Origin of the sequence: Capnocytophaga canis, from assembly GCF_043187445.1 — a bacterium.
Classification (GTDB): Bacteria; Bacteroidota; Bacteroidia; order Flavobacteriales; family Flavobacteriaceae; genus Capnocytophaga; species Capnocytophaga canis.
This window is the reverse complement of the sequence record NZ_CP171121.1, coordinates 1903290-1927331: the sequence shown is the minus strand read 5'-3', so window position 1 is coordinate 1927331 and position 24042 is coordinate 1903290. Positions and strand designations below refer to the sequence as shown.

Here is a 24042-nt window from a genome sequence, read left to right as displayed (position 1 = left end):
TCGAAAGATATACCTATCCTTAACAAATATTTGACTATTTGTTTCCTTTTTTACGAGTAAATCGTCTCAGAAGAAACATCCCAAAGGCAACTACTCCAAAAATGAGGTACATATAAAAGTCTTTTGTATCGGTACTATCCCAAAGGCGATATGCTTGAAAAGCAGCGTAAATGCTGATAATCAGATAAGCGTATTCAAAAAATATTCGTGTATTCATGTTTTTTTAAATGATTATTTTGATTTTAGCAAGAGCTTAAAATGCTAGTTTTCGAGTTTATTGATCAGATTTTTCAGTGATTTTAATACAAACTGTTTAATTATATATTAATTACAAATCTATTTTGAGTTTTTTCTTCAAAGGAGGTGATTTTTTTTGATGTTCAACTAAAATCGGTGAAGTTATCAAAGAAAATATTTATTCCTTTTCTTCCACAGCTAAAACTCCAGTGGTTTTATGTGCTTTTACGGTAGAAAAGGCTTTGTCAAAGTCCATTCCAACTCCCTTAGTAACCGTCCCTTTTTTATGATCGGTAAAAGAGAACTCTTGGTCGGTGAAAATCCAATCCGTTTTTTGATCCCAGAATAATTGTTCGGTGGTTAATTTTTTTCCATCGTAGGTAGTCAGAACCACGCTGTCTCGAAGCTCAACCATTTGGGAGTTCATGTAGATAATTCCGTATTTAGCTTCTACCGTATTTTTGTTGTTATCCTTATCGAAAAAATCAACCTGCAATCCGCTTGGAAAATCAGTGAAAGGGAATTGTTGGTTAGAGAAATCGTTACTCAAGGGACTACTCAAAACGGCTATCACTTTAGTTGAGTCCGTATAAATTAATTTGAAATCATAAATTTCACCCTGAGGAAATTTATGGGTAATATTCAGTTCTTGTAGGGTTCGCAAATCGGTAGTACACGAAAAAAGTATTGCCATACAACCAAGTACGGCAATACTTTTAATTTTATGTAATCGTTTGTTAATCATTTTTTACAAAGAAGGCACTTTCACTGATTGACCTACCCAACATTTGAAAGTAATCGTTTTACCTGCCATTCCAGACTCGAAAATATCTACTTTTGAAGGAGCTAAGGCTTCATAGCGAGTCGCTAAACTTTCTAATCCTCCTTTGCGAGCTGTATTGGCAGCTAACCAATAGATAGCTCTTTTCTCAAATGAAGAGTTTCCACACTCGTTAGCACTTTCCGCATAGGCGTTTGCAATTATTCGATAGGCATCAGCATTTGAAGGATTGTATTTCAAAGCTTCTTGTGCATATCTTACTGCATTTGCTTTTGAATATTTAAAGGCAATTTTAGTTAATATTCTTGCCTTTTTAAGGTTGTCGCTTTCCAAACGAACTGATTCGTTATAGTATTCAATAGCTTTAGCAGAGTTTTTATTCTTGTCATTCAATACTCCTAAGTAATAAGCAGATGCTGCTGAAGGAGATAAAGTATGTAGAGAACTTACGATTTTCACGAATAAAGGATCGCTTGTACAATCTTTATCAGACATTTTTCCGGCAGCACGACGCAACCACTCCTCGTTTTCTTTGTTTGCTTCAAAGTTTTTGTTGTAAAGAGGGATTAGGTTATCGCAATCCGCTAATTTACCTAACTTAGCATCCACACTTTCTCCAATGGTTTCGTAGTTATCCATACGCTGACGTGAAGTCTCTAAAACCTTTTTATCTTTTCCGTCAATAGTTCCCGCCTCTTCTTGAGCTATGAATTTATTGATAGTTTCTGACAAAATGTTTTTCTCATCTTGAATTTTTTCGCTCACATCATCATAGGTGTTAAATACATCTTGTAATGATTTCTCGTTGCTTTCGTACATGGTTACCAAAGATGAGAAATAGAGGTACAATGCTTTTTCATTTTTAAAATTAGCTTTATCTTCAGTAAACGCTTTGTGAAGCAATTCGTAAATCTGTTGGTTAGAACCTATTTTTTCATCAAAAAGTAGTAAGGCTTCTCTCGTTAAAACATCTGCTTTTGTGATGCGATTAGGAAAATGAGTAAGGTAATCATTGTACAACTTAACCAATTGTTTCACGAAACCATCTTTTTCTGCTCCTGTTGATTTTTGGATTTTGTGTTTTAGAATAGCTTCACCACGCACGTAAACAGCAGCGTTTATGTTTGGGCATGCTTCATAAACTGATTTCCAAACAGGATAAGCGTCGTCATATCTCTTCGCTTTTACATCCTCGTTAAATATGGAAAGATTTTGTAAAATTTCGCGGTCTTGTTTGCAGTCTTGTGCTTGAACATCTGCTACATAGAAAGCGCTTACAACAAATGCAGTAGCTAATAAAACTCTTTTTTTCATCTTTTCGTCTGTTTTTATTTTATTATTGATATTTCGTTTTTTGGAACCACTTGTCATTCAAGGTGAATCCTATTTTTAAGTTGAAGTAATTTTCTTTGATCAAATTTTGGTTTAGCGTACCTTTTCTGCCGTACTCAAATCCTGTTGTGATATTAGAAAATCCTCTTACGGGGAGGCTAACTCCAAAAGATATGCCAAAATCATTAATTGATTCGTTTTTTAATACAATTCCTGTATTCTCAAAACGCAACCCAGCTCGGTAAGTGACTCTTTTCCAATAACTTGATATAGAATTGAATTGAGGTAGGTAAAAACCTCCTATTGATAGTTTGTACGCATCTTCATAACCAACTTGGGTTGTTGTTAAGAACGGATTTGAGAAACGTTTCATATTGGAATAACTGTAATCAATCCCTACGAACCATCTTCGAAATTCGCCTACGCCCACCCCAAAATCGATTTGTGTAGGTAACGTTAATTTGGTTTCTTTCAAGCCTAAATTCAATAAGTCTATTGATTGTGAGTCTATTACGTTTAAACTATTGTTTTGACTTCCTCCCATATATCCCATCGTTGAGATGGTTCTTTCATTTTTTGAAGTCAATTTGCTCTCAGGTGTATACGCTAAAGAGAGACTATATCCTAATTTGTTATCAAATTTACCGTCGTAGAACAATCCCAAATTTGTTGAAAAACCTCTTAGTACTGATTGGCTGTACTCCCTTGTTACGTATTGTACGTCTGAAATTGCTAGATTATCAGTCATTTCAGTTTTTCCAAAATTGAATTTGAACGAAGCCCCAACACGTAAACCTTTGTAAACCGTGTAGCCTACCGAGGCAAACATTTGGTTTACATTTCCAATGCCTTCAAATTCATTTTTTCGAATGACTCCGTTAGTGGTTTGAGTTGATAACAATCGGTATCCTACAGATGAATAAGGTCGTAAACCTATGGAGAAGCCCAATTTTTCAGCAATAGGAAATCCTAATGAAACGTAATTGGCATAAGTCTCTTTACTTTTTACACTTGTTTGATTTGAAGCTATTTTTTTTGTGTCGAATGATAAACCTGCTGAAAATGCGGTAAACTTCAATTTTGCTAATGTTGCAGGATTTTGCATGTTCACACGCGTACTATCAGCATAAACTCCTATGCCCCCCATAAGGCTTTCTTCAATACTGCCATCAGTATTCAATGTTCCAATTCCATAGTAGGAGTAAGGAGATTCAATAGTTTGTTGAGCGTAGACCCCAGAAATGGTCGTGACGAGTGCAAAGATAAAAGCTATTGTTTTATTGTTCATATTGAGTAAAAATCCTTTTTTTTCGTATCTATCTCTCTTTTGTTTGTTCCAAAATTGCGTTTAATCCTTCTAACAGAAAAAAAGATTTTGCAAATATCCGATTTTTTATGTTTTCAACCAAATAAAGATGGTCTCCCCCTGTTAAAATTATCGTTAAATTTTTAAATTGTTGCTCATATCGAGCGATAACACCCTCAATTTCACAAACCACGTTGTGGTACACACCCGATAGCATACAATCCCTTGTCGATTTTCCAATAAAATGGCTAATGTCGAAGTTTTGTTGCTCTATCAGAGGTAGTTTTGACGTAAATTCATGCATGGCTCTCAATCGCATCTGTATTCCAGGAGCAATTGCTCCTCCAACGTACACACCTTCAGAAGTCATCATGTCAAAGGTAATACAACTTCCAGCGTCAATGACCAATACATTCTGATTAGGAAACTGATTGACCGCCGCTGCCATTAACGCGAGTCTGTCCACACCTAATGTTTTTGGAGTAGCATACTCGTTCAGAAAGGGCATTGGAGTTTCGGAGTTTACAAACACAAGTTGTTGTATTTTAGCATTCAAAAATGAATAACGACTTTCAGCATCTTTTACCACTGAAGCAACAATTCCTTTTTTTATAGGATGATTATCAATGATATTGCTGATTTTTTCAGCATAGTCCACATCCGAAAAAACCTCATTAACTATTAGGGTTTGTTTTTCAAATAAGGCTACCTTTATTTTCGTATTCCCCTGATCAATGATTAAATTCATCGCAAAATCGTTATTTGATGTAAACCTAGTTTGCAAAAGTAAACAATATAATCATATAAATGGACGTTTTTTGTGTTTTTTTAAATTCACCGTCTGAAATAATTTTGGTTTTCCATTTTTTTTATACGAAAAAAAGTAAGAAATTTGCCGGTTGTAAGTGTTAGGTTTGTACTCAACTTTAAAAAATCCATCAATATGGCAATTATTCGTACTTCTTTTTATTGCTTAGCCATTGTTGTTATGTCCGGCTTTCTGATTAATGCCGTAGCAGTTAAGCAAGATAAAAATAATATTTTTCAGCAAGAAGATTATTCGCAATACGATATATCAAAAGGGTATGACGCCCAAAACGTAGAAAAGCGTTATAACGTTTACGCTATTGATTTGCCTACTTCTCTTGATTTTGCTGGGGAGCGTGTTCCTATTGAAATTCCTGACGTGTACGAACGTTTGGACAGAGAATTTTTGGTAAATACGTACTGGCAATCAAATGGATTGCTGTTTTTGAAACGCTCCAATAAATATTTTCCAATTATTGAGCCGATTCTCAAACGAAACAATGTCCCTGATGATTTCAAATATTTGGCTTTGATTGAAAGTGGTCTTATGGATGTAGTTTCTCCTTCAGGAGCAAGTGGATTTTGGCAATTTATGAAACCCGCTGCTATTGAACATGGACTTGAAGTTAATAATAATGTTGATGAACGTTATCATGTGGAGAAAGCAACTCAGGCAGCTTGTGATTATTTAAAAAAGGCAAAAGAAAGTACAGGAAGCTGGACAATGGCTGCTGCGGCCTACAACGCCGGAATTTCGGGAATGAAAAATCAGATGAATGCTCAGCAAACAACTGATTATTACGATTTGTGGCTAAATTCGGAAACATCTCGTTATGTTTTTAGAATTTTAGCGGTGAAAGAAATTATGAAGAATCCAGCGAAATACGGTTTTAATTTTGAAGCCAGACACCTCTACAATGAAGTACCGACTTACAGTGTCAAGGTTGATACATCAATCACAGATCTAACGGATTTTGCAAAGAAACATAATATCACTTATAAAGAACTAAAACTCCACAATTCGTGGCTCCGTAGCCGAAAGTTGGAAAACAAATCCGGAAAAGTATACTACATCAAAATTCCTAAGAGATAAAATATTGGATTTGAGTCTATTTTTGTAGTACTTTTTTAATGTAGTTGATTTCTTTTATGGTTTTTCTAAGATTTTCATCATCTTCATTTTCAATAAGTTGTTTGAAGTTTTGAAGGTTTTTGATGTACTCCTCCAGTGATCTAAGCACATGTTTTTTGTTTTCTAAAAAAATAGGACTCCATGTGCTTGGTGAGCTTTTAGCTAACCGTGCAGTCGATGCAAAACCTGTACTTGCCATATCGAAAATTTGTTGTTCGTTGCGTTCAATATCTAACACAGTTTGTCCCAATACGAAAGAAATTACGTGTGAAAGATGCGATACATAAGCGGCGTGTAAATCGTGATCGTGAGCAGGCATCATTTTTACTCGCATGTTCAGTTTTTTAGAAATTTCAATCGCTTTATCCAAATGTTTCCAGTGGCTCTTTTCTGTGTCGCACAAAACCATTACTTTTCCGTCAAAAAGGTCGTACACAGCAGACTCTGGCCCTGAAAATTCAGTTCCTGCTAAAGGATGTCCAGCTACGAAATGACTTCTATTTGGGTGATTTTCAACATGCTTACAGATTCGTTCCTTCACCGAACCTACGTCAAATACTAAGGTTTGTTCGCCTACGTAGTCTAATGCTTTCGCAACCACTTGCGGAGTGATGTGCACAGGAACCGAAATGATGACTACATCAGCTTCTTTAATAGCTTCGTAATCAACCTCATTGTCGATGATTCCTAATGCCATAGCTTTGTTAATATGTGTAGGATTAGCATCTATACCCCAAAGGGTATAGCCACATCGTTTTCGTAGTTCTAATGCAATAGACCCGCCAATGAGTCCTAAACCAATGATAACAGCTTTGTTCATTTTTTTCTTTTTTGTAAAGGCAGATTGTAGACCTAATAATATTTACCCACAACTTTATATTAATTACCTATGTTTGAGATATTTGTATTTTTTGATTCGTAAATTCCTAAAACCCTGAAATTTTCCGCCATGATGGATAACAATTTATAGGCTTTTTCAAAATCTTCGTATTTTTCGAAAATAATATCTACAAAGAAAGCATACTTCCAAGGAGTTTCAATAATTGGTAATGACTGAATTTTGGTCATGTTGATGTTACAGTCACTGATAACATTCAACACCGTTGCCAAACTTCCTCGTTTGTGGTCGACCTGAAACTTTAAGGAAGCTTTCGTTAGTTTGCTTTTCTCAGTTTTGTTTTCAGAAAGACTCAGCACAACAAATCGAGTAGAATTGACTTTCATCGTTTGAATACTGTATTGTATGATTTCTAAACCATACAATTCAGCAGCTGATTTTGAGCCGATTGCTCCGATGTTTTTTAGTTTTTGTTCTCTAATACGACGTGCAGTCGATGCTGTGTCAGTGTCTTCTACAAGTTTGATGTTTGGAAAATCCTCAAAAAATTGTTTACATTGCAAAAGAGCCATAGGATGGGAGTGAACCTCTTGTAAATCCTCCCATTTTTGGTTTGGAAACATCATTAAATTTTGTTGAATATCAATGTAATGTTCCTTGATAATATGCAACTGGAAGCGATCAATCAACGCATAGTTAGGTAGGATAGATCCTGCAATACTGTTTTCTAAAGCCATTACAATCAAATCAGATGAATTATTCAAAAGGCTTTTTACCGTTTTATCAAAAGAATTGCACTCAACAATCTCAATATTTTGTCCTAAACATTCCGTGGCAGCTTGGTAGTGAAAAGAACCTTTAATCCCCTGAATAGCTACTTTTGGTGTCATTTTGCGTTTTTCTTTTTTCGTTCGTAAGTTTCGTAAGTAAAGTTGTATTGATGTTGCTGGTCTTTTTCAACATGTTGAGAATGGACTATTTCCCATTCATTTATGTCTATTTTTGGGAAAAACGTATCGGCATCCTCAAATGAAGCGTGTACTCTTGTTAGTTCAATCCTGTCGGCTAAGGGTAATGCTAAATTATAAATTTCTCCACCTCCAATCACAAAGGGCGAAGTATCCAATTGATAAGCTTCTTCAATTGCTTTTTCGAGTGTACTAACCACCATACAACCTTTGGCAAAGTAGTCCTTCTGTCGTGTGATGACAATATGAGTGCGATTTGGAAGTAGTTTCGGGAAGGTTTCAAAAGTTTTTCTTCCCATTATGATGCAATGTCCTGTGGTCAATTCCTTGAAACGTTTAAAATCTTTGGGTAAATGCCAAGGTAGATCTCCTTTCTTCCCTAAGGCATCGTTTTCAGAAGCCGCTGCAATGAGTGTTATCATATTCTTTGCGTATTTTGTTCAGAAGAAATGTTTTGCTCAAGATTTGTATTCTGTTCTTTCAGGAGTTCTTTTGCGACTTGTTCTTTTTGCTTCTCGAATTCTTTTTCTATGGCAACTTCCATCTTTAAGATTTTCTTCTGCTGTAACTCTACCAAACGTTCACGTTGTTTACGCTCCCACTCTTTGCCCATAAATCTGTTGATAAGGAAAACGTTAATCACATGTAGTAAAAAAAGAAACGTCCAGATCATAATACCCCAAATATACCAATTGTAGGCGATGCCATAATCCAAAATACGATTAATTACGTACATGAAGATACATCCCAAGATAAAAACAAAAAAGTGGAATGTAAGCATTTTTTTTTGTTTGATGCGCTTTTGAGCTTCCTCAAACAAAATGTGTTGATTGGTGTCGATTTTGATATTTTCTGCCATAACTGATATAATTAGAGTTTCAAAAGTACAACTTAATCTATTCTTAGCAAATTAATTAACATATTTTTTGTCTTAAGATACTTGTCCTCAGAAACTGTTGCGTATCTTTTGTGTTAAAGTAATTCTTGTAATGTTTTGTAAACCAAATGCGTAGGTAGTCCAATAACGTTGTTGTACGAACCTTCAATATTTTCCACACCAATGTAACCTATCCATTCTTGGATCCCATAGGCTCCCGCTTTGTCGTATGGTTTATAGTTTGTTAGATAAAAGTCTATTTCTTCTTTGGACAGAGTTTTGAAAGTAACTTTAGTGGTGCAATGTACCGTTTTTTGAGTTTTTGTAGTAGTGAAACATACCGAAGTGATAACCTCATGTTGTCTACCTGAAAGGGATTGAAGCATAGCAACACCTTCTTCATAATTTTTAGGTTTTCCTAATACCTGATTTTCAATGCATACAATAGTATCGGAGGTGATTACAACTTCATCATCGTTCAAGGTGTCTTTAAAAGGTGTTGCTTTCAGTTCAGCTAAAAAATTAGTAATCTGCTCCCGAACCAAGTTTTGAGGGTAAATTTCATCAACGGGATTTATAACGATTTCATAGTTCAAATGGAGTTCATTAAAAAATTGTTGACGACGAGGAGACGCTGATGCTAAAATGATTTTTTTCATTATTACATGAAGTGTTATTTAGTCGCAAAAATATAAAAATGTTTTGAAATGAAGTTTTCATAAGGCAATAAAAGGTTAGAGGAACTCACTAAAAATTCACTTAACCGAATGATGCTACTGAAATATCTTCTCCAAATTTTTACTCTTCAAAATGATTTTTTAATTAATGCATTCATAATTAGGACTTTATACATTAGAGAGAAATATCATTAATATCAGGTTTTTCTATATAACTTGGTGATGCATGAAATAAAAAAATCACTTTTTTTTTGGATGTATCAAAAAAGGTTGTATATTTGCACTCAGAAATCGCGGGATAGAGCAGTAGGTAGCTCGTCGGGCTCATAACCCGAAGGTCACAGGTTCGAGTCCTGTTCCCGCTACTTTTTAAGCGTAATAAATTGATAAACAATTTATTACGCTTTGTTTTTTTACCATTGAGACAAAATTGGGACAACTATTGGAGATTCGGTTAAAATGAAGTAAAGTTAACTTTCTGATAAAGTTACTTCGTTCAAAAATAAGGAAGTATGGTAGTTTCCAAGGAAATTATCCAATCTTCGGCATGTGATTTTTGTTTCTATTGTGGAACTTTCTCAATTATTTTTGTATTGTTGCTTATTTTTTTTGCTATTAATACGGTATATAAGAACAATAGTTCTAAAGGGATGGTCTCGTGATCTTTTAAGAATGAAACAAAATCTTGTGTCATTGGAGAGCGGGGCGATATGTTACCAATCATGATGGAAAATTTAATATATTTCTACCTTTGTCTACTTTCTTGCTTTTATGTTAAATTACCGATTTACTATGCAAAGGGAAAGTCCATCAATATTGGTGATAGGGGTAAAATCCTTTAGAGTGTATATGCGGGTGCGAAAATTATTACAGAGTGCTGTTCCTTCCTCAGACTTCAAAGTCAATAAAAGTACTCAAAAAAGAAAAATCCAGCAGTTTCGATAAAAACTACTGGATTTTTTGTGTTTAACTTTCAACCTCTTATTACAAAATGAAAGTTTACGAATGCGCTCATTTTTAGATTATTACCGATAATTTATTCCATCACATAGGCATATAATTTCGAGTCTATTTTAATCTATCTATGTGGTTTTTAAAACTCAAAGTACAAATCTTTATCCTTTTAACTTGTTTCTTGTCCCCTTGATACTTGGCTCTTTTTCTTTTATCTCTCTACCAGAATTGTATTTCCTTCGTTATCTTGTTTGTAAACCTTTCCAAAGCGGTTTGAAAATTTTGAAGTCAGGTAGAACATCACCGGAACGACAATCAGCGTAAGAAATGTTGAAAATACCAGTCCGTAGATAACCGTCCACGCCAATGGTCCCCAGAAGATAACGTTATCTCCTCCGAAGTAAATATTCGGATTTAGTGAATCAAATAGCGTAAAGAAGTTAATATTAAACCCAATGGCAAGAGGTATTAGCCCCAGTACGGTGGTAATAGCAGTAAGCAAAACAGGACGCAAACGTGCCTTCCCACCCGCTACAATAGCATCGTAAACCGCTTCGTTGTTTATTTTATCGTACACCGCCAAGCCCATTTTTTCCTTCTTGCGGTCGATGAGTAGTTGCGTATAATCAAGCAATACCACTCCGTTATTTACCACAATTCCCGCCAAGGAAATGATTCCCATCATCGTCATCAGAATAACGAAAGGTTGCCCCGTGATAATCAGCCCTAAGAAAACCCCCGTGAAACTTAGTAGTATGGTGATGAAAATCAGTGTTGGTTTTACTATTGAGTTGAATTGATACACCAAAAGGAATACAATCAATCCCACAGCAATAAGCAACGCTGTTGAAAGGAAAGCCATTTCTTTGTTTTGTTCTTCAATCTGTCCGGTAAAATCGATTTTGATATCCTGCGGGAGGTCGAAGTTTTTCATTTCCTGCTGAATTTGCCTTACGATGGCACTTGCATCACTAAATCCGGGACTTAAAGCCGAATAAAGCGTTACCACACGGTCGGTTTTGTTGTGTTTTATGGTGCTGAACGACGAAGTGTTTTTGTATTTGGTCACGGAAGAAACGGGAACGTGTCGCCATTCTCCTGTGGTGGCATCTCTGAAAATGATATGTTGGTTGAACAATACATTGGTATTGTAACGGTCTGCCTGATTAAAGCGAACGTAAATATCATAATCGTCGCCTTTTTCCTTGTAAACGCCTGCTTTCTCCCCGAATACGGAACGACGCAATTGGTTGGAAATCTGTCCCACGGAAACACCCAATTCGCCCGCTTTTACACGGTCAATTTCCACCTCTATGGCGGGTTTGTTCTTGTTTACGTCGATTTTTAGCTCATCGATGCCTGCAATGTTGTTCTGTTTGATGAAATCGCGCATATGTTCGGCGGTAACAATCAGTTGGCTGTAGTCCTCGCCCCGAAGTTCGATGTTTATCGGATGTCCGGCAGGCGGTCCGTTTTGGTCTTTTTCAACCGAAATAGAAACCCCGGGGTAAACGCCCCTTAAATCGGATTGAATTTTCGCACGAAGCTCTTCCGAATCTTGCCCACGACGGTATTTAAACTCCCGAAGCGTTACGGTAACCTTCCCACGATTGGGCATCTCTGCCGATGAAGCTCCGTCAGTGTACGGATTGCCCGCTCCTTCGCCCACTTGTGCCACCGCCGATTCCACCATAAAGTTGTAATCGCTGTCTTTGTATTGGTCGCTGTTTAAAAGGGCATAGATTCGTTTTTCGATGTCTTGGGTTACGGTGTTGGTCTTTTCAATGTCCGTTCCTTCAGGATATTCGATGTAAACGATGATTTGGTTCGGTTTGTTATCGGGGAAGAAGTTTATGCTCGTACGCCCCGTACCTACCGACCAGCCAAATAACACAAACGAAACGATTAGCAAAGCAAAAGTAGATGCCACCAACAAATACGGATTCTTCCCGCGAAGTGTAAAACGAAGGGTTTTCTCATACATATCCTCCATTCTTGTAAGTACTTTCTTTTGGAAACTATCCGCAAGCCCTTTGATGCAATATTTGTACGCCCATAGTGAAATAATCGTGAAGTAAATCACCGTTCCTAAGCCGCGTACGGCTCCCCCGACCAGTATTATGAACGTTCCGATGACGAAAAGTAATATACTGATCCTTACCAGCTGTTTTACGCTGAGTACTTTCTCCTTAATGTCCATAAATTCGGATACTAACATCGAGTTGAAGAAGATTGCCACGAAGAGCGACGATCCCAACACGATGGAAAGCGTTAAAGGGAAGTACATCATAAAGTCCCCCATAATGCCAGGCCACATTGCCAAAGGCAAAAACGCTCCTACGGTGGTTAAGGTGGAAATGATAATCGGTACGGCGACTTCCCCGATGCCTGCCTTCGCTGCTTCATAGCGGCTCATTCCTTCTTTTTCCATCAATCGGAATACATTCTCGACTACCACGATTCCATTGTCCACAAGCATTCCCAGTCCCATAATAAGTCCGAAGAGAATCATCGTGTTGAGCGTATAGCCCAAAGCATTGATAATCATAAAGGACATAAACATCGACATCGGGATGGCAAATCCCACAAACAACGCATTGCGGAAACCTAAGAAGAACATCAGTACGCCCACCACAAGGAACACCCCGAAAATCACATTGTTACTGAGGTCGCTGACCATATTTTCGGTCTGTTGTGATTGGTCATTAGCGATGGTTATCGATAGGTCTTTCGGGAAATCATCTTTCATTTCGTTTACTAATTCCTTGATTTTCTCACTTGCCTGAATCATATTTTCGCCCGAACGCTTTTTCACGTCGAGCATTACCACGCCTTGCCCAAACTCACGGGCGTAAGTGGTTCTGTCCTTATCTCGGAAAGAAACTTCGGCGATATCTCCCAAGAAAACCACACCATTATCCGACTTCACGATGAAGTTTTTCAAATCGGTAGGTTGCTCAATTTCCCCGACCATTCGTATGGTGCGTCTTTGCCCCGATGAGATAAGATTTCCGGCGGACATTGTTACGTTCCCTCGGCTGATGGCATTGATTACATCGTCAATGCTTACCCGCGAAGCCATCATTTTGTACATATCGATGGCAACTTCCACCTCTTTTTCCTGTGCTCCGCGAATGGTTGCTTCTTTTATTTCGGGCAGATTTTCGATTTTCTTCTGCATCTGCTCGGCAAATTCTTTGAGCTTGGCGGTTGGGTAGTTTCCGGAAATGTTTACGTTCAAAATAGGGATAAACTCCGAAATAGTAATATCAAATACATTAGGCTCCACCTTTGCCCCGTTGAATGTAGGCCAATCTTCGCTTGACACTTCCTTATCCACCTCATCTTTTACCTTTTGCAAAGCACTTTCGATGGTGATTTTCTCGGTGAATTCGAGCGTTATCATTCCGTAATCTTCCTGCGAGGAGGATTGTATTTTTTTCAGGTGACTGACTCCTTTGAGTTTCTCTTCCAACGGGTCAACAATCAGCCTTTCGATGTCCTCGGCGGTATTTCCGGGATAGACAACGCTGATGTAAATCTTCGTGTCCTTAATTTCCGGAAAACTCTCGCGAGGCATATTCATATACGCCAGCATTCCGGCAAGGAAAAAGATAAAAATCATCACGTAAATCGTGAATTTGTTGTCAATTGCCCAAGACGACATCTTGAACTCTTTATCTTTGATATTACTCATAGTATGATATGGGTTTTATTTCTTTTAATTATAATTGTTTTTTTATGTTCTTTTGTCTTGAAACATAGTAAGCGAGAGCTTAGTATGTGAAACCAAAAATTCAAGACTTTGGATACTCCGCTAAAAATCAATTCATTTCACTGAAAATCTCTAAACTCGCTACGCTCAAACAGTAGAGATTTTCTACGTTCCATTTATTGATTTTCTTAACGCTTCGTCTCCAAGGTCGCAAACTTACTCTTGAAAATATATCCATTTTTAATAAATTCCAAAAATTTTGCGAAATCCTCACGGGTGTTTACTTCTATTTGATTAATATTTGAGTTCATATTCTACATTTATTTTTAGAATTATCGTCACCAATTTTGTTTTTACCTGATACAAATCGATTTTTACCGCTCATCAATAAATTTTTACCAATAATAATTGAATATTTACTTGTCAGAAATGGATTTTTACCGGTCAGAATTCATTTCCTGTTGGTCAGAATCGATTTCTTGTTGGTCAGAATTGATTTCTTGTTGGTCAGAATTGATTTCTTGTTGGTCAGAATTGATTTCTTGTTGGTCAGAATTGATTTCTTGTCGGTCAGAATCAATTTCCTGTTGGTCGGAATTGATTTCTTATCGGTCAAAATCGATTTCCTGTTGGTCAGAATCGATTTCTTGTTGGTCAGAATTGATTTCTTGTTGGTCAGAATTGATTTCTTGTTGGTCAGAATTGATTTCTTGTCGGTCAGAATCAATTTCCTGTTGGTCGGAATTGATTTCTTATCGGTCAAAATCGATTTCCTGTTGGTCGGAATCGATTTCTTGTCGGTCGGAATTGATTTCCTATCAGTAAAAATTCATTTCCTGTTGGACAAGTCGAAAATCTGAACCTTACAAAGTCGAAACACGTTGTCCTTCTTGCACACTTCTCGCTCCTTCGCGAATAACTTTATCTCCTTTTTGAATTCCTGACAGAATTTCGGTAAATCCATTTTGTGTTTTTCCGGTAGAAATCACAACACGCTCAGCAACGTACTGATTTTTATTGTCTCCTTTTTTGGCAAGAAAAACATATTGTTCGCCTTGTGCATTTTCCGAAATGATATCCGTTGGCAGTAAGATAGCTTCTTTATTCTGATAATCATTCACTTGCAAACGAGCCGTCATATTAGGCTTGATAGCGTTGTTTTTATTAGGCAAACGGATTTCAATCTTAAACGAACGATTCGCCGGATTGATAAAGTTGGAAACTTGACTTACTTTCGTGTCGAGTTGCTCGCCCAAAACCGAGATATCCACCTTGGCTTGCGTACCTTTTTTTACATTAGCCACGTAATGTTCAGGCACTTCCGATTCCAGATACATATCCGACAGGTTCACAAGCCGAAGCACAGGCATTCCGGGAGCTACCACCGTTCCCACGTCGGTTATCACATCGTCAATTACCCCTGAAAACGGAGCGTAAATGTTGGCTTTGGCAACCTGCTTTTGCATTTGCTCCACCGCACTTTGCTGTGTTTCGTAAGCCGATTTGGCTTGTAGGTATTGAATTTCCGACCCGATTTTATTCTCCCATAATCGCGATTGACGCTCAAAAGTAGTTTTTGCTAGTTCGGCTTGGATTTTCAGTTGAGCCAATTGTTGGGAAATTCCTCCATCTTGAATTGATGCCAGAAGTTGTCCCTTTTGCACGTTTTGTCCTTTTTGTACGTGTATTCTTTCCAAAACGCCTCCGAATTCCGCATTTAGGGTGATATTTTGAGTGGTTTTTATCGTTCCTTGCAATTCCAAAAAGTGGTTGAAAAGTGTATCTTTCACTTCCAAAAGCGATACTAACACCTGAGCTGACCCCTCTTCAGGGAATTTGCTGAGAGAAGCATCAAGGGAAGCGATTTGCGTTTCGAGTTCTTTTATTTTTGCAGAAATTTCATCTCTTTTCTGACGGATTTCCGTTTTTGAACCCTTCGCGATGACCTCTTCCACCGACGGATTTTTGGTTTCTCCGCACGATGCCAACAACACCAAAGCGGAAACAATAAGTTGAATGTTAATGTATTTCATTGTAACTGATTTTATTTGTTGTTTGATTTATTCTTGTTTCTATTTCTTCGTACTTTTGGCTTGAACCAAAAGTACCAAAAGTTCAAGGCTTTGGATACTCAGCTAAAAATCAATTCATTTTGCTGAAAATCTCCAAACTCGCTAACGCTCGGGCAGTGGAGATTTTCTGTGCTTCATTCATCGATTTTTTAAACGCTTCGTCTCCAATGCCAGTTTATGAGCTTGAAAATGTAATTGTGTTCTTTATAAAAAACTTCACCTATACTGATAAAAAGTTTGAATGAGTTGAAAATATTTTTAAAGGTTCGTTTAGTTCAAATTCCCTGTGCGGGTCGCACCGTTGGTTAATCCAACTTTCGGAATATCCGAGTTTGAGATATTGCTGCAAAGCTCGGTCTATGGAAATTTCGGGGTCTTGCATTTCGTCCAAACGTTCGCTACCTACCTGAGCCAGCCAAAGTTTAAAAGGTTCGGCTTTGGGTGAGGGTACGGATTGGATAAGCCTTAGTAATTGTTCAGTATCAGCAACATCGGTTACACGCATTTTGCCATCCCGTGCTTCCATTTTCAACGTGTGACAATTCGTCACGGTTTCATTTCCTTCTTCTTTTAATCGTTGTTTAAGTTTTCTCCAATAAGCTGACGCATCAATACTTTCTGTTAAAACCTCAATCACATCAACGATGGAAAACCACCATTTTTCTTGTTGCTCGTCCCACTGCGAACGCACTTTTTTCTGTTCAAATATTTTTATGTTATTTTCCATTTTCTTTGTCAACTTTTTACACCTGATGATATATCTCTTCAAACGGAACGCGGAATCTTTCGCCCCAAATACCGCCCTCTTTTCGAATGCCACAAGTGATAATCATATTGATTTCTGTGTCGGAAGGAAGTTTCAACGCTTTTTTAACCAATTTGCTATCAAATCCTTCTAACGGACAGGTATCGTATTGTTTTTCTGCCATTGCTATCATAAAAGTTTGTACTGCCAATGCACAACTTTTATGCACTACAGTTCGTACTTCGGCTTCGGACACTTGCCTTACTATCGGGCGAAATAGTCCAATGCTCAGCACCATTATTTTGCGAATCGAACCTAATAATCCGAAACATCTGCGATATAAAAAAGGCATCAATTTGCCATAATAGGTTTCTCGGTCTTTTATCCTCTTGGCTTGTCTTTCCAAAGGGCTGTTACGTTGTACATTGCCTTTTTCAAACTCCAAAACGGCTTTGGCTCTTTCTTTGTATAAGTCTTGCCGAGTGACGAAAACCACCATTTGCTGAGCCGTTTTCGCAGCACTTTGCGACAAACAGGCTTCGGTTAATTCTGCCATAACTGCTTTATCTGTAATATGATAGGCTTCCCATAGTTGCATATTGGAACTCGTGGGAGCGAGCTGTGCCAACTCCAAACATTCACGTACTTTTTCCGTTTCGATGGGTTTTGTTTCGTCATACAGACGTACGGCACGACGGTAATTTAATATTTCTTTTAAGTTCATAATTTTCGTGTAAGTATGTTTTTACTTTTTGAATTTCAATCTGAGAATTTCTCCGGGCAATCCGTCAAAATCTTTGTATTCTTGGTGTTCAAAATGATTGTTTGTTAATATCTTCCTTGAAGGAATGTTTTTAGGGTCAATAATAGCAAAAAGTTCCTCTATTTGCGGATGATTTCGGGCAAAATCAATCAATCGTTTGGCGACTTTTCCTGCAAAGCCCTTGCCCCAAAATTCGGGTAAAATCATATACCCCAATTCGGCTTCTTTGCTTTCTGATGTTTCAACCTCTAATTTGGTAAATCCTATAAAAGATTGATTTTCAGGATTTATGATTTTAAAAATTCCAAAATCGGGATGTATTTGGTTTTTCGTCAATTCCTTATCAAAGTCACTTTTCGCTTCCTCTAACGGAATGGCTCGTTCGGTAATCATCTCCATTACACGAATATCGCCTACCAATTGAAAGTAATGCTCAAAATCTTTATCTTCAAATTTACTTAAAATAAAATCCATAGTTTTTACAACAATTTTTCCAATTCTCTTTCTAATTCTTTTTTTTCAGGAAGATATAATTGATATTTACTTACAAAAAGCTGATTGCTAATGTTTTCTGTTGCATATTCTACCAAAATATGATCTTTGTACGCTCCTAATACAATACCTATTGGCTGATTATCTCCCTCTACATTTTCTTCCTTTTGAAAATAATTTAGATATAAATTCATCTGTCCTATGTCTTGGTGATTTACCTCTCCTCTTTTCAAATCTATAAGCACAAAGCATTTTAAAATACGATGGTAAAATACCAAATCTACATAAAAATGATTTCCTGAGAGAGAAATTCTGTATTGTCTTTTAACGAAAGTAAATCCTTTTCCTAATTCCATCAAGAAATCTTGTAAATTAGAAATCAATTTACCTTCCAATTCGCTTTCCAAATATTGATGTTGCATCGGAAGATTCAAAAATTCCAAAACATAAGGGTCTTTTAATATATCTTGGGCTTTGTGTATTTCTTGTCCTTTTTCAGCCAATTCCAAGATACCCTTTTTATCTTTGCTCAACGCTAAGCGATGAAAAAGCATACTTTTCATTTGCCTTTTAAGTTCCCTTACACTCCAACTGTCTTTTTCTGCCTGAATGGTATAGAACTTAATTGCCAAAGGTTGCTCTGCTTTTAGAATTTCAAAATAATGAGACCAACTCAATTTGTGAGACAATGTCTCACTATTTGGGAAGTTTATATATAATTTTCTCATATAAAATAAGTTAGATCTACTAAATCCTTTCCCATACGCAGTGGTTAAGTCTTTGGATAATCGTTCTAACAATTCACTTCCGTAAGTTGCTTTTTCTTTTCCTTTTTGTTCAAACTCTACAATGTATCTACCTATTAACCAATAGGTATGCACCAAAATTGTATTAACAGAAGTAGCAGCTTGCTCTCTTCCTTTTTTAAGTAAGTTTCCTATTTCTGAAACTAAATTGGTATAACTTGTAGGTTCGATATTCATAATTTTGATTTTTATGCAGAAAACGCTTTTATTCTAAACAAAATTTCATTTTTCGATTTTCTTTAGTCTTTTTAGTTTTTTTGATTTGTCTGTAACGATTTTAAAACTTCTTTTTTATTCAGCACATTAACCATCGATTGCAGAAATTCCTGCTGAGCGGCGTAGAGTTGCAATTGAGCTTGACGCAGGTCGAAACTCGTTGCCAAACCTTCGGTGTATTTGATTTGATTTTTGTTCTCGATGCGTTTTGCCAAATCCAGATTTTCACGCAAAGTATGATGTTCTTCTATGGCAAACTGTAAGTCGCTCAACGCTTTATCGTGTTGCATTTGTAACTGCTGTTTTGCCAAATTCAAATCGTTTTTTGATTTTTCAAGCTCAATTTGAGAGCGTTGCACCTTACTTGAACGCATCCACGAACTGAAAATCGGGATTTCCAAACTCACGCCAAAAAGTGCACTCCCGAACCATCTTTTGTTCGTATCGAAAAATGAAAATTTATCGTCAAAAGCGTTGTAACTTCCGTTGAGGAAAGCACTCAAACGAGGCAACGATTGGCTTTTTTCAAACTTCACGAGCAATTCCTGCGAACGCACACTATTGGAAGCAATTTTAAAATCAATATTCGATTCCAAATTAAAATCTGTTTGATTTTCAATACTTTCAACTACGGTTTGTGTGGTGAGTTGCTCCAAATTGTCTTTCAATTCCACACGGTCGTCCAAATTTAACCCCAAAGTGATGTTAAGCATTTTTTTGGAAAGTTCGTACAAACGCTTGGTATTGTTCAGGTTATTGCTGATGTTGGCAAGGGTGATTTGGAGTTGTTCCACATTTTCTTCTTCGCCCAATCCGTTTTCAAAAATGGCTTTGGTTTCGGCGAGATTTTTCTCCAAAACACGTTTGTTTTCTTCTAAAATTCGGATACTTTCTTCCGAAAGAAGTACATTGGCATAAGCATCGACAACGGTTTTTCGCAGTTCGATATCGCTTTTTTGTTTGGAAAGTTCTGAAATCTGTAAATACACCTTAGCACTCTGCAAACCAACTAAATAAGAGCCATCGAAAATCAATTGCGAAAGCGTGGCAGAAGCATTTACGTTTTGTTTTGTTCCGAAAGTGGCTTCGGCAAATTCGCCTTTCTGTCCTCCGAAAAATTCTGCAGGAATAAGTGTAACTTGTTGTTTTAAAAAGTGTTGATAATCTACTTTTGCATTGATTTGAGGCAATCCTGTAGCGGTGGCTTCCCATTTCTTTTTTCGGGCAGCCTCAATGTCTGCTACTGCATTTTTGGATTTTAAATTGTTTTCAATGGCAAAAGTAACGGCTTCTTCCAATGAAAAATGATATGTTTGAGTCTCTTGCGAAAATCCTGACAATCCGTAGAAAATCAGTAAAATAAAAATAAATTTATGATTCATTGTATTTATTATGAATTTTTTAATTGTATGATTTTTAGTTTTTAATTCTTTTTGTCTCTTCTTAAAATTTCTTCCAAGGTGGTAACTCCTTTCGGGGTGGCAATGGCTCGAATGTGGAATTCCAGATAATTTGCCGAAATGATGTTTTTGTCATAATCCTTGAAAAAGAGTAAATCATTACCCGATTCAATCATAATGTGCAAGTATAATCGCATTGTAAAATCCAAGTTGATATCTTTTCGGTACATTCCCAATTCGATACCTCTTTTTAAGTTTTCCAGAATTAATCCGCCAACTTCTTGCAATTGTTTGTTTTGTAGCTCTTTGTATATCTTGGGGTAATATTTCTGTAGCTGTTTTTGAGGTGAATTATTCACAATTACAGGCTGACACGAAAAGAAACGCTCCACTTCGTAAAGTTGCTTGATGGGATTCTGTTCATTGGTCATAATTGCTTTGGTTTGTTCGTTGAGTTCCTTACTAACGGACATAACCACGGTTTGGATAAGGTCGGTTTTGTCCTTAAAATGATTGTAAAGCGTTTTTTTGGAAACTCCCGCTTTTCGGGCAATATCGTCCATCGTAACAGATTTGATACCTAAGTCAATCAGAAGGTCACGTGCTATTGTAATGAGTTGTTCTTTTGCCATCGTTCGAATTTTTCAGCGCAAATATACCAAGGAAACTGAAAACGAGACTTTAGTTTCCGCGTTTTAACCTATATTTAACTTTTAACGAAAGCTATGAAAATTACTATATATTTGTGTGTTATATGAAAAGAGAAAGAAGCTGTCCGAAAAGCTGGATTTTTTGTTATATTGTTTAATTAGTTTGATGAAGAATGTTTTAAGCTTAAAAAATATAAATAATTAACATTCAGAAATTTATTTTAAAAAACTTACGCAAAATTTATTGAAGTGGGAAAATATTTTTTAAATAACAACTCTTCGGACAATCCTATTTTTAATTCTAATATTTTTTACAGCATTTTCAAATCTTTAATTACCTTAAACGCTATATCTATCTGACTTTCAGGAACTACAATTGTAAACTCATTAGATGTTGAAATCACTTCATTCATCGTAACTCCTTCCCATGCCAATCTCTGGAAAATAAAATAGTAAATACCCGGAATTGAAACGTTTTCTTCAGGAAGTTTTACGCTTATGGAACCCAAATTACTATATTTATGAGTACATCTTTCTGTGCTAAACACAGTTTCAACAATAGGCTCTACTGAATTACTAACAATCAAACTAATTTCATTTACCCCGCGCGAGGAAGCGTAGAACACGTCCTTCGTATTTTGAATTTGTCGCAACAACTCAGATTGATTATTTAACAGAGTTTCAGAAACTAAAAAAGTGTAGTCCGTCAGATTAGAACGAACAATAATCTCACCTATATTCTTAAGAACCTTAACAATGCGGTGTGTCGAACGAAATTCCATATCTGTAGAAAGTCGTTTGAGTGCCATAACGATAGCACCATTGCGCACTTCCCTACTGGTTGTATCAGTTTGAATTTCTTTACGAATGATACGAGCCAGCGAAGTCAAATTGATAATCCCTTGTGATAGAGCCGTCTGCAAGAATGGTTTTGATTTTATATAATTCTCTACGGCAGATGAAACGGTTTTCATTAGTACATAATTTTAAGTTCACACTATTATTTCGTTACAAAATTACAATAAAAAAAATCTTTGTAACAATATAAGTTTATTTTTTTTTTGCTAAAATTTTAAAAACCTATAAAATATCTTTTCTTTTTGAATTATTAACCAAAGCAATCATAAATAAAATCCTTCTTTTTTCTGAAATCATCATCAGTTTTTCTATATTAAAATCTAAAGCATTTTTATGAAATCCTCTTCACTGATCATCGGAATGCCTAAACTTTCGGCTTTCAGCTTTTTACTTGGCCCCATGTTGTCACCCACAATCACATAGCTTGTTTTAGAAGAAATTGACGAACCTACCTTTCCTCCATTTTGTTCAATGATGTTTTTCAACTCATCACGAGAATGTAAATGAAATACCCCTGAAACCACAAACGTGAATCCTTTAAGCTTTTCTGTTTGATTTGCCAGACTTTCTTCAGATAATGAAAATTGTAAATTATAGGATTTTAGTCGTTTGACAATATTTTTATTCTGTTCATTATCAAAAAATTGAACTACACTTTCAGCTATGCGAACACCTATTTCATCTACTTGCATAAGTTCTTCGAGTGTGGTTTTTTCTAAGTTATCAATCGTTTTATAGTGCCGAGCCAATTTTTTAGCCACCGTTTCACCCACGTAACGGATTCCTAAAGCAAAAAGCACTCGCTCAAAAGGAACTTCTTTTGATTTTTCTATACCCTTGATAATATTTTCAGCACTTTTGGATGCCATTCGTTCCAATGGCAAAAGTTTTGATACTGTAAGCTCATACAAATCTGCGTAATTCTCAATTAGTTTTGAACGAAATAGCAACTCTATAGTTTCTCCACCTAAACCTTCGATATCCATGGCTTTACGCGAGATGTAATGTTGAATTCTGCCCGTAATTTGAGGAGGACAACCTTCAACATTAGGGCAATAGTGCTGTGCTTCACCTTCGTTACGTATCAATTCAGACTGACATTCAGGACAATGTGAAATATAAGTTGTTATCATAGAGCCTGAGGGACGCTTATCAAGTGCTACTCCTACGATTTTCGGAATGATTTCACCGCCTTTTTCTACAAAAACCGTATCTCCGACACGAATATCTAACTTTTCTATTTGGTCGGCATTGTGCAAGGATGCTCGTTTTACGATAGTTCCCGCCAACAATACAGGGGTGAGATTTGCTACAGGAGTAATGGCTCCTGTCCGCCCGACTTGGTACGAAATACTTTCTAAGGTAGTTGTCGCTTGTTCAGCCTTAAATTTATATGCCATTGCCCAACGTGGTGATTTTGAGGTGTATCCCAACTCTTCTTGCAGAGCTATATCGTTGACCTTGACCACCACACCATCAATTTCATATGGCAAATCATGGCGGTGTACATCCCAATAGTTAATAAAGTCCATTACCTCATCGGTGGAATGACATAATTTTGATTCTTTAGGAACTTTAAAACCCCAGGAACGAGCCTTTTCCAAACCTTCATATTGTGTTTTTATATTTACACTACCAACTAATGCATACAGTAAACAATCCAATGGGCGTTTCGCTACTTCAGAGGTATCCTGCAATTTCAGACTGCCACTTGCCGTATTCCGAGGGTTCATGTAAGGATCTTCCCCTGCTTCGATACGTTCTTTATTCATTTCTTCAAATCCTTTTTTAGGTAAGATAATTTCTCCACGAATATGGAAACGCTCTGGGAAATCGTTTTGCAAAACCAACGGTACGCTCTTAATTGTACGTACATTTGCAGTAATTTCATCGCCTTGAAAACCATCTCCGCGTGTAGTAGCTTGGGTTAGTTTCCCTTTCTCATAAAGCAAATCAACCGAAGCTCCGTCATATTTCAATTCACAAGTAAAAGATAGGTTCTGACTCCCTGATAGCTTAATGATACGTTTTTCCCACTCTTCCAAATCTTCTTTTGAATAAGAATTATCCAAAGAATACATACGAAATTCATGTGTGATAGTATTGAAATTTTTAGTAATAGTCCCACCCACACGAACTGTTGGCGAATTAGAATCGAAGAATTCAGGATGTTGATTTTCTAACAACTGTAATTCCATCAATTTTTGATCAAACTCGTAATCAGAAATAATTGGATTGTCCAATACATAATAATTATAATTATGCTGATTAAGTTCGTTTCTAAGCTGTTCTACTTGATTTTTGACGTCCATTTATTGAGATTATTAAGCCACAAATGTAGTATTTTTTTTACATCAATGAAATTTTCAAACGCAATTAACGTACGAAAAACAAAAGAGACTATTCTTGTTGGGAA

At 36.6% G+C, this 24042-nt stretch carries 23 protein-coding genes and 1 tRNA gene; 2 read left to right on the top strand and 22 right to left on the bottom strand.

The genetic code is table 11. The features are described 5' to 3' along the window. Window positions 1-34 precede the first annotated feature (34 nt). The 5 genes from ACF3OB_RS08240 to ACF3OB_RS08220 form a co-directional block, all read right to left on the bottom strand. On the bottom strand, window positions 35-217 hold the full coding sequence (locus ACF3OB_RS08240; RefSeq protein ID WP_095911901.1) for a hypothetical protein: 183 nt from the start codon (window positions 215-217) through the stop codon (window positions 35-37). Window positions 218-415: 198 nt separating this feature from the next. Beyond that, window positions 416-982, bottom strand: a complete 567-nt coding sequence (gene lptC / locus ACF3OB_RS08235) for an LPS export ABC transporter periplasmic protein LptC (protein WP_042010558.1) — start codon at window positions 980-982, stop codon at window positions 416-418. Between the two features lie 3 nt (window positions 983-985). Then, window positions 986-2332: a tetratricopeptide repeat protein gene (locus ACF3OB_RS08230; RefSeq protein WP_042010578.1), complete on the bottom strand. Its 1347-nt coding sequence runs from the start codon at window positions 2330-2332 to the stop codon at window positions 986-988. Between the two features lie 22 nt (window positions 2333-2354). Then, a complete protein-coding gene (locus ACF3OB_RS08225; RefSeq protein ID WP_042347992.1) occupies window positions 2355-3638 on the bottom strand; it encodes a membrane protein in 1284 nt (427 codons plus the stop codon). Window positions 3639-3666: 28 nt separating this feature from the next. After that, a complete protein-coding gene (locus tag ACF3OB_RS08220; protein WP_042344059.1) occupies window positions 3667-4404 on the bottom strand; it encodes a type III pantothenate kinase in 738 nt (245 codons plus the stop codon). A 195-nt stretch (window positions 4405-4599) separates the two neighbouring features. Between ACF3OB_RS08220 and ACF3OB_RS08215 the strand changes: the two genes are divergently transcribed. Further along, a complete protein-coding gene (locus ACF3OB_RS08215; protein WP_042010564.1) occupies window positions 4600-5556 on the top strand; it encodes a lytic transglycosylase domain-containing protein in 957 nt (318 codons plus the stop codon). Between the two features lie 16 nt (window positions 5557-5572). Here ACF3OB_RS08215 and ACF3OB_RS08210 read toward each other — a convergent pair whose 3' ends face one another. The 5 genes from ACF3OB_RS08210 to ACF3OB_RS08190 form a co-directional block, all read right to left on the bottom strand. Beyond that, complete coding sequence (locus ACF3OB_RS08210; RefSeq protein ID WP_172913858.1) at window positions 5573-6415, bottom strand: prephenate dehydrogenase; 843 nt, start codon at window positions 6413-6415, stop codon at window positions 5573-5575. Window positions 6416-6474: 59 nt separating this feature from the next. After that, the gene (locus ACF3OB_RS08205) at window positions 6475-7323 is read right to left on the bottom strand and encodes a prephenate dehydratase (RefSeq protein WP_392447403.1); all 849 of its coding nucleotides are present in this window, start codon (window positions 7321-7323) and stop codon (window positions 6475-6477) included. Further along, entirely contained in the window at window positions 7320-7823 is a 504-nt protein-coding gene (locus ACF3OB_RS08200) for a dihydrofolate reductase (protein WP_095893488.1), read from the bottom strand. Before ACF3OB_RS08200 ends, ACF3OB_RS08205 begins: the two co-directional genes overlap by 4 nt. Then, window positions 7820-8260 (bottom strand): 2TM domain-containing protein, encoded by a 441-nt coding sequence (locus ACF3OB_RS08195; protein ID WP_042010572.1) that lies wholly within the window; start codon window positions 8258-8260, stop codon window positions 7820-7822. Before ACF3OB_RS08195 ends, ACF3OB_RS08200 begins: the two co-directional genes overlap by 4 nt. Window positions 8261-8373: 113 nt before the next feature. Next, the gene (locus ACF3OB_RS08190) at window positions 8374-8937 is read right to left on the bottom strand and encodes a Maf-like protein (protein WP_392447402.1); all 564 of its coding nucleotides are present in this window, start codon (window positions 8935-8937) and stop codon (window positions 8374-8376) included. Window positions 8938-9247: 310 nt separating this feature from the next. On the opposite strand from ACF3OB_RS08190, the gene ACF3OB_RS08185 reads away from it, so the two are divergent. Then, window positions 9248-9320: transfer RNA gene (locus ACF3OB_RS08185), tRNA-Met, on the top strand. Between the two features lie 800 nt (window positions 9321-10120). On the opposite strand, the gene ACF3OB_RS08180 is transcribed toward ACF3OB_RS08185, so the two are convergent. The 12 genes from ACF3OB_RS08180 to ligA all read right to left on the bottom strand — a co-directional run bounded on the left by ACF3OB_RS08180 (window position 10121) and on the right by ligA (window position 23938). Further along, window positions 10121-13606, bottom strand: coding sequence for an efflux RND transporter permease subunit (locus ACF3OB_RS08180; protein WP_392447401.1), 3486 nt, complete (start codon window positions 13604-13606; stop codon window positions 10121-10123). 127 nt (window positions 13607-13733) lie between these two features. After that, window positions 13734-13862: a hypothetical protein gene (locus tag ACF3OB_RS08175; protein ID WP_255320946.1), complete on the bottom strand. Its 129-nt coding sequence runs from the start codon at window positions 13860-13862 to the stop codon at window positions 13734-13736. A gap of 213 nt (window positions 13863-14075) precedes the next feature. Further along, window positions 14076-14387, bottom strand: a complete 312-nt coding sequence (locus ACF3OB_RS08170) for a hypothetical protein (protein WP_392447400.1) — start codon at window positions 14385-14387, stop codon at window positions 14076-14078. A 100-nt stretch (window positions 14388-14487) separates the two neighbouring features. Then, window positions 14488-15657, bottom strand: a complete 1170-nt coding sequence (locus ACF3OB_RS08165) for an efflux RND transporter periplasmic adaptor subunit (RefSeq protein WP_392447399.1) — start codon at window positions 15655-15657, stop codon at window positions 14488-14490. Window positions 15658-15916: 259 nt separating this feature from the next. Further along, complete coding sequence (locus ACF3OB_RS08160) at window positions 15917-16423, bottom strand: Bro-N domain-containing protein (RefSeq protein ID WP_392447398.1); 507 nt, start codon at window positions 16421-16423, stop codon at window positions 15917-15919. A 16-nt stretch (window positions 16424-16439) separates the two neighbouring features. Further along, the gene (locus ACF3OB_RS08155; protein ID WP_392447397.1) at window positions 16440-17165 is read right to left on the bottom strand and encodes a nitroreductase family protein; all 726 of its coding nucleotides are present in this window, start codon (window positions 17163-17165) and stop codon (window positions 16440-16442) included. Between the two features lie 21 nt (window positions 17166-17186). Next, complete coding sequence (locus tag ACF3OB_RS08150; RefSeq protein WP_172913863.1) at window positions 17187-17678, bottom strand: GNAT family N-acetyltransferase; 492 nt, start codon at window positions 17676-17678, stop codon at window positions 17187-17189. Between the two features lie 5 nt (window positions 17679-17683). After that, window positions 17684-18679, bottom strand: coding sequence for a YhcG family protein (locus tag ACF3OB_RS08145; protein ID WP_095911908.1), 996 nt, complete (start codon window positions 18677-18679; stop codon window positions 17684-17686). Between the two features lie 71 nt (window positions 18680-18750). Continuing rightward, window positions 18751-20100: a TolC family protein gene (locus ACF3OB_RS08140; RefSeq protein WP_392447396.1), complete on the bottom strand. Its 1350-nt coding sequence runs from the start codon at window positions 20098-20100 to the stop codon at window positions 18751-18753. Between the two features lie 41 nt (window positions 20101-20141). Beyond that, window positions 20142-20750 (bottom strand): TetR/AcrR family transcriptional regulator, encoded by a 609-nt coding sequence (locus ACF3OB_RS08135; protein WP_392447395.1) that lies wholly within the window; start codon window positions 20748-20750, stop codon window positions 20142-20144. Between the two features lie 329 nt (window positions 20751-21079). Next, window positions 21080-21742 (bottom strand): aspartate kinase, encoded by a 663-nt coding sequence (locus tag ACF3OB_RS08130; protein WP_042009567.1) that lies wholly within the window; start codon window positions 21740-21742, stop codon window positions 21080-21082. A 204-nt stretch (window positions 21743-21946) separates the two neighbouring features. Next, window positions 21947-23938, bottom strand: coding sequence for an NAD-dependent DNA ligase LigA (ligA, locus tag ACF3OB_RS08125; RefSeq protein WP_392447394.1), 1992 nt, complete (start codon window positions 23936-23938; stop codon window positions 21947-21949). Window positions 23939-24042 lie beyond the last annotated feature (104 nt).

Bases quoted from the DNA above. Each gene is read 5' to 3' on its own strand.
- ACF3OB_RS08180 (WP_392447401.1), bottom strand. From the start codon at position 13,606: ATGAGTAATATCAAAGATAAAGAGTTCAAGATGTCGTCTTGGGCAATT.
- ACF3OB_RS08160 (WP_392447398.1), bottom strand. From the start codon at position 16,423: ATGGAAAATAACATAAAAATATTTGAACAGAAAAAAGTGCGTTCGCAG.
- ligA (WP_392447394.1), bottom strand. From the start codon at position 23,938: ATGGACGTCAAAAATCAAGTAGAACAGCTTAGAAACGAACTTAATCAG.
- ACF3OB_RS08200 (WP_095893488.1), bottom strand. From the start codon at position 7,823: ATGATAACACTCATTGCAGCGGCTTCTGAAAACGATGCCTTAGGGAAG.
- ACF3OB_RS08155 (WP_392447397.1), bottom strand. From the start codon at position 17,165: ATGAACTTAAAAGAAATATTAAATTACCGTCGTGCCGTACGTCTGTAT.
- ACF3OB_RS08220 (WP_042344059.1), bottom strand. From the start codon at position 4,404: ATGAATTTAATCATTGATCAGGGGAATACGAAAATAAAGGTAGCCTTA.
- ACF3OB_RS08130 (WP_042009567.1), bottom strand. From the start codon at position 21,742: ATGAAAACCGTTTCATCTGCCGTAGAGAATTATATAAAATCAAAACCA.
- ACF3OB_RS08230 (WP_042010578.1), bottom strand. From the start codon at position 2,332: ATGAAAAAAAGAGTTTTATTAGCTACTGCATTTGTTGTAAGCGCTTTC.
- ACF3OB_RS08190 (WP_392447402.1), bottom strand. From the start codon at position 8,937: ATGAAAAAAATCATTTTAGCATCAGCGTCTCCTCGTCGTCAACAATTT.
- ACF3OB_RS08135 (WP_392447395.1), bottom strand. From the start codon at position 20,750: ATGGCAAAAGAACAACTCATTACAATAGCACGTGACCTTCTGATTGAC.
- ACF3OB_RS08175 (WP_255320946.1), bottom strand. From the start codon at position 13,862: ATGGATATATTTTCAAGAGTAAGTTTGCGACCTTGGAGACGAAGCGTT.
- lptC (WP_042010558.1), bottom strand. From the start codon at position 982: ATGATTAACAAACGATTACATAAAATTAAAAGTATTGCCGTACTTGGT.
- ACF3OB_RS08215 (WP_042010564.1), top strand. From the start codon at position 4,600: ATGGCAATTATTCGTACTTCTTTTTATTGCTTAGCCATTGTTGTTATG.
- ACF3OB_RS08195 (WP_042010572.1), bottom strand. From the start codon at position 8,260: ATGGCAGAAAATATCAAAATCGACACCAATCAACACATTTTGTTTGAG.
- ACF3OB_RS08240 (WP_095911901.1), bottom strand. From the start codon at position 217: ATGAATACACGAATATTTTTTGAATACGCTTATCTGATTATCAGCATT.
- ACF3OB_RS08140 (WP_392447396.1), bottom strand. From the start codon at position 20,100: ATGAATCATAAATTTATTTTTATTTTACTGATTTTCTACGGATTGTCA.
- ACF3OB_RS08145 (WP_095911908.1), bottom strand. From the start codon at position 18,679: ATGAATATCGAACCTACAAGTTATACCAATTTAGTTTCAGAAATAGGA.
- ACF3OB_RS08165 (WP_392447399.1), bottom strand. From the start codon at position 15,657: ATGAAATACATTAACATTCAACTTATTGTTTCCGCTTTGGTGTTGTTG.
- ACF3OB_RS08150 (WP_172913863.1), bottom strand. From the start codon at position 17,678: ATGGATTTTATTTTAAGTAAATTTGAAGATAAAGATTTTGAGCATTAC.
- ACF3OB_RS08205 (WP_392447403.1), bottom strand. From the start codon at position 7,323: ATGACACCAAAAGTAGCTATTCAGGGGATTAAAGGTTCTTTTCACTAC.
- ACF3OB_RS08225 (WP_042347992.1), bottom strand. From the start codon at position 3,638: ATGAACAATAAAACAATAGCTTTTATCTTTGCACTCGTCACGACCATT.
- ACF3OB_RS08210 (WP_172913858.1), bottom strand. From the start codon at position 6,415: ATGAACAAAGCTGTTATCATTGGTTTAGGACTCATTGGCGGGTCTATT.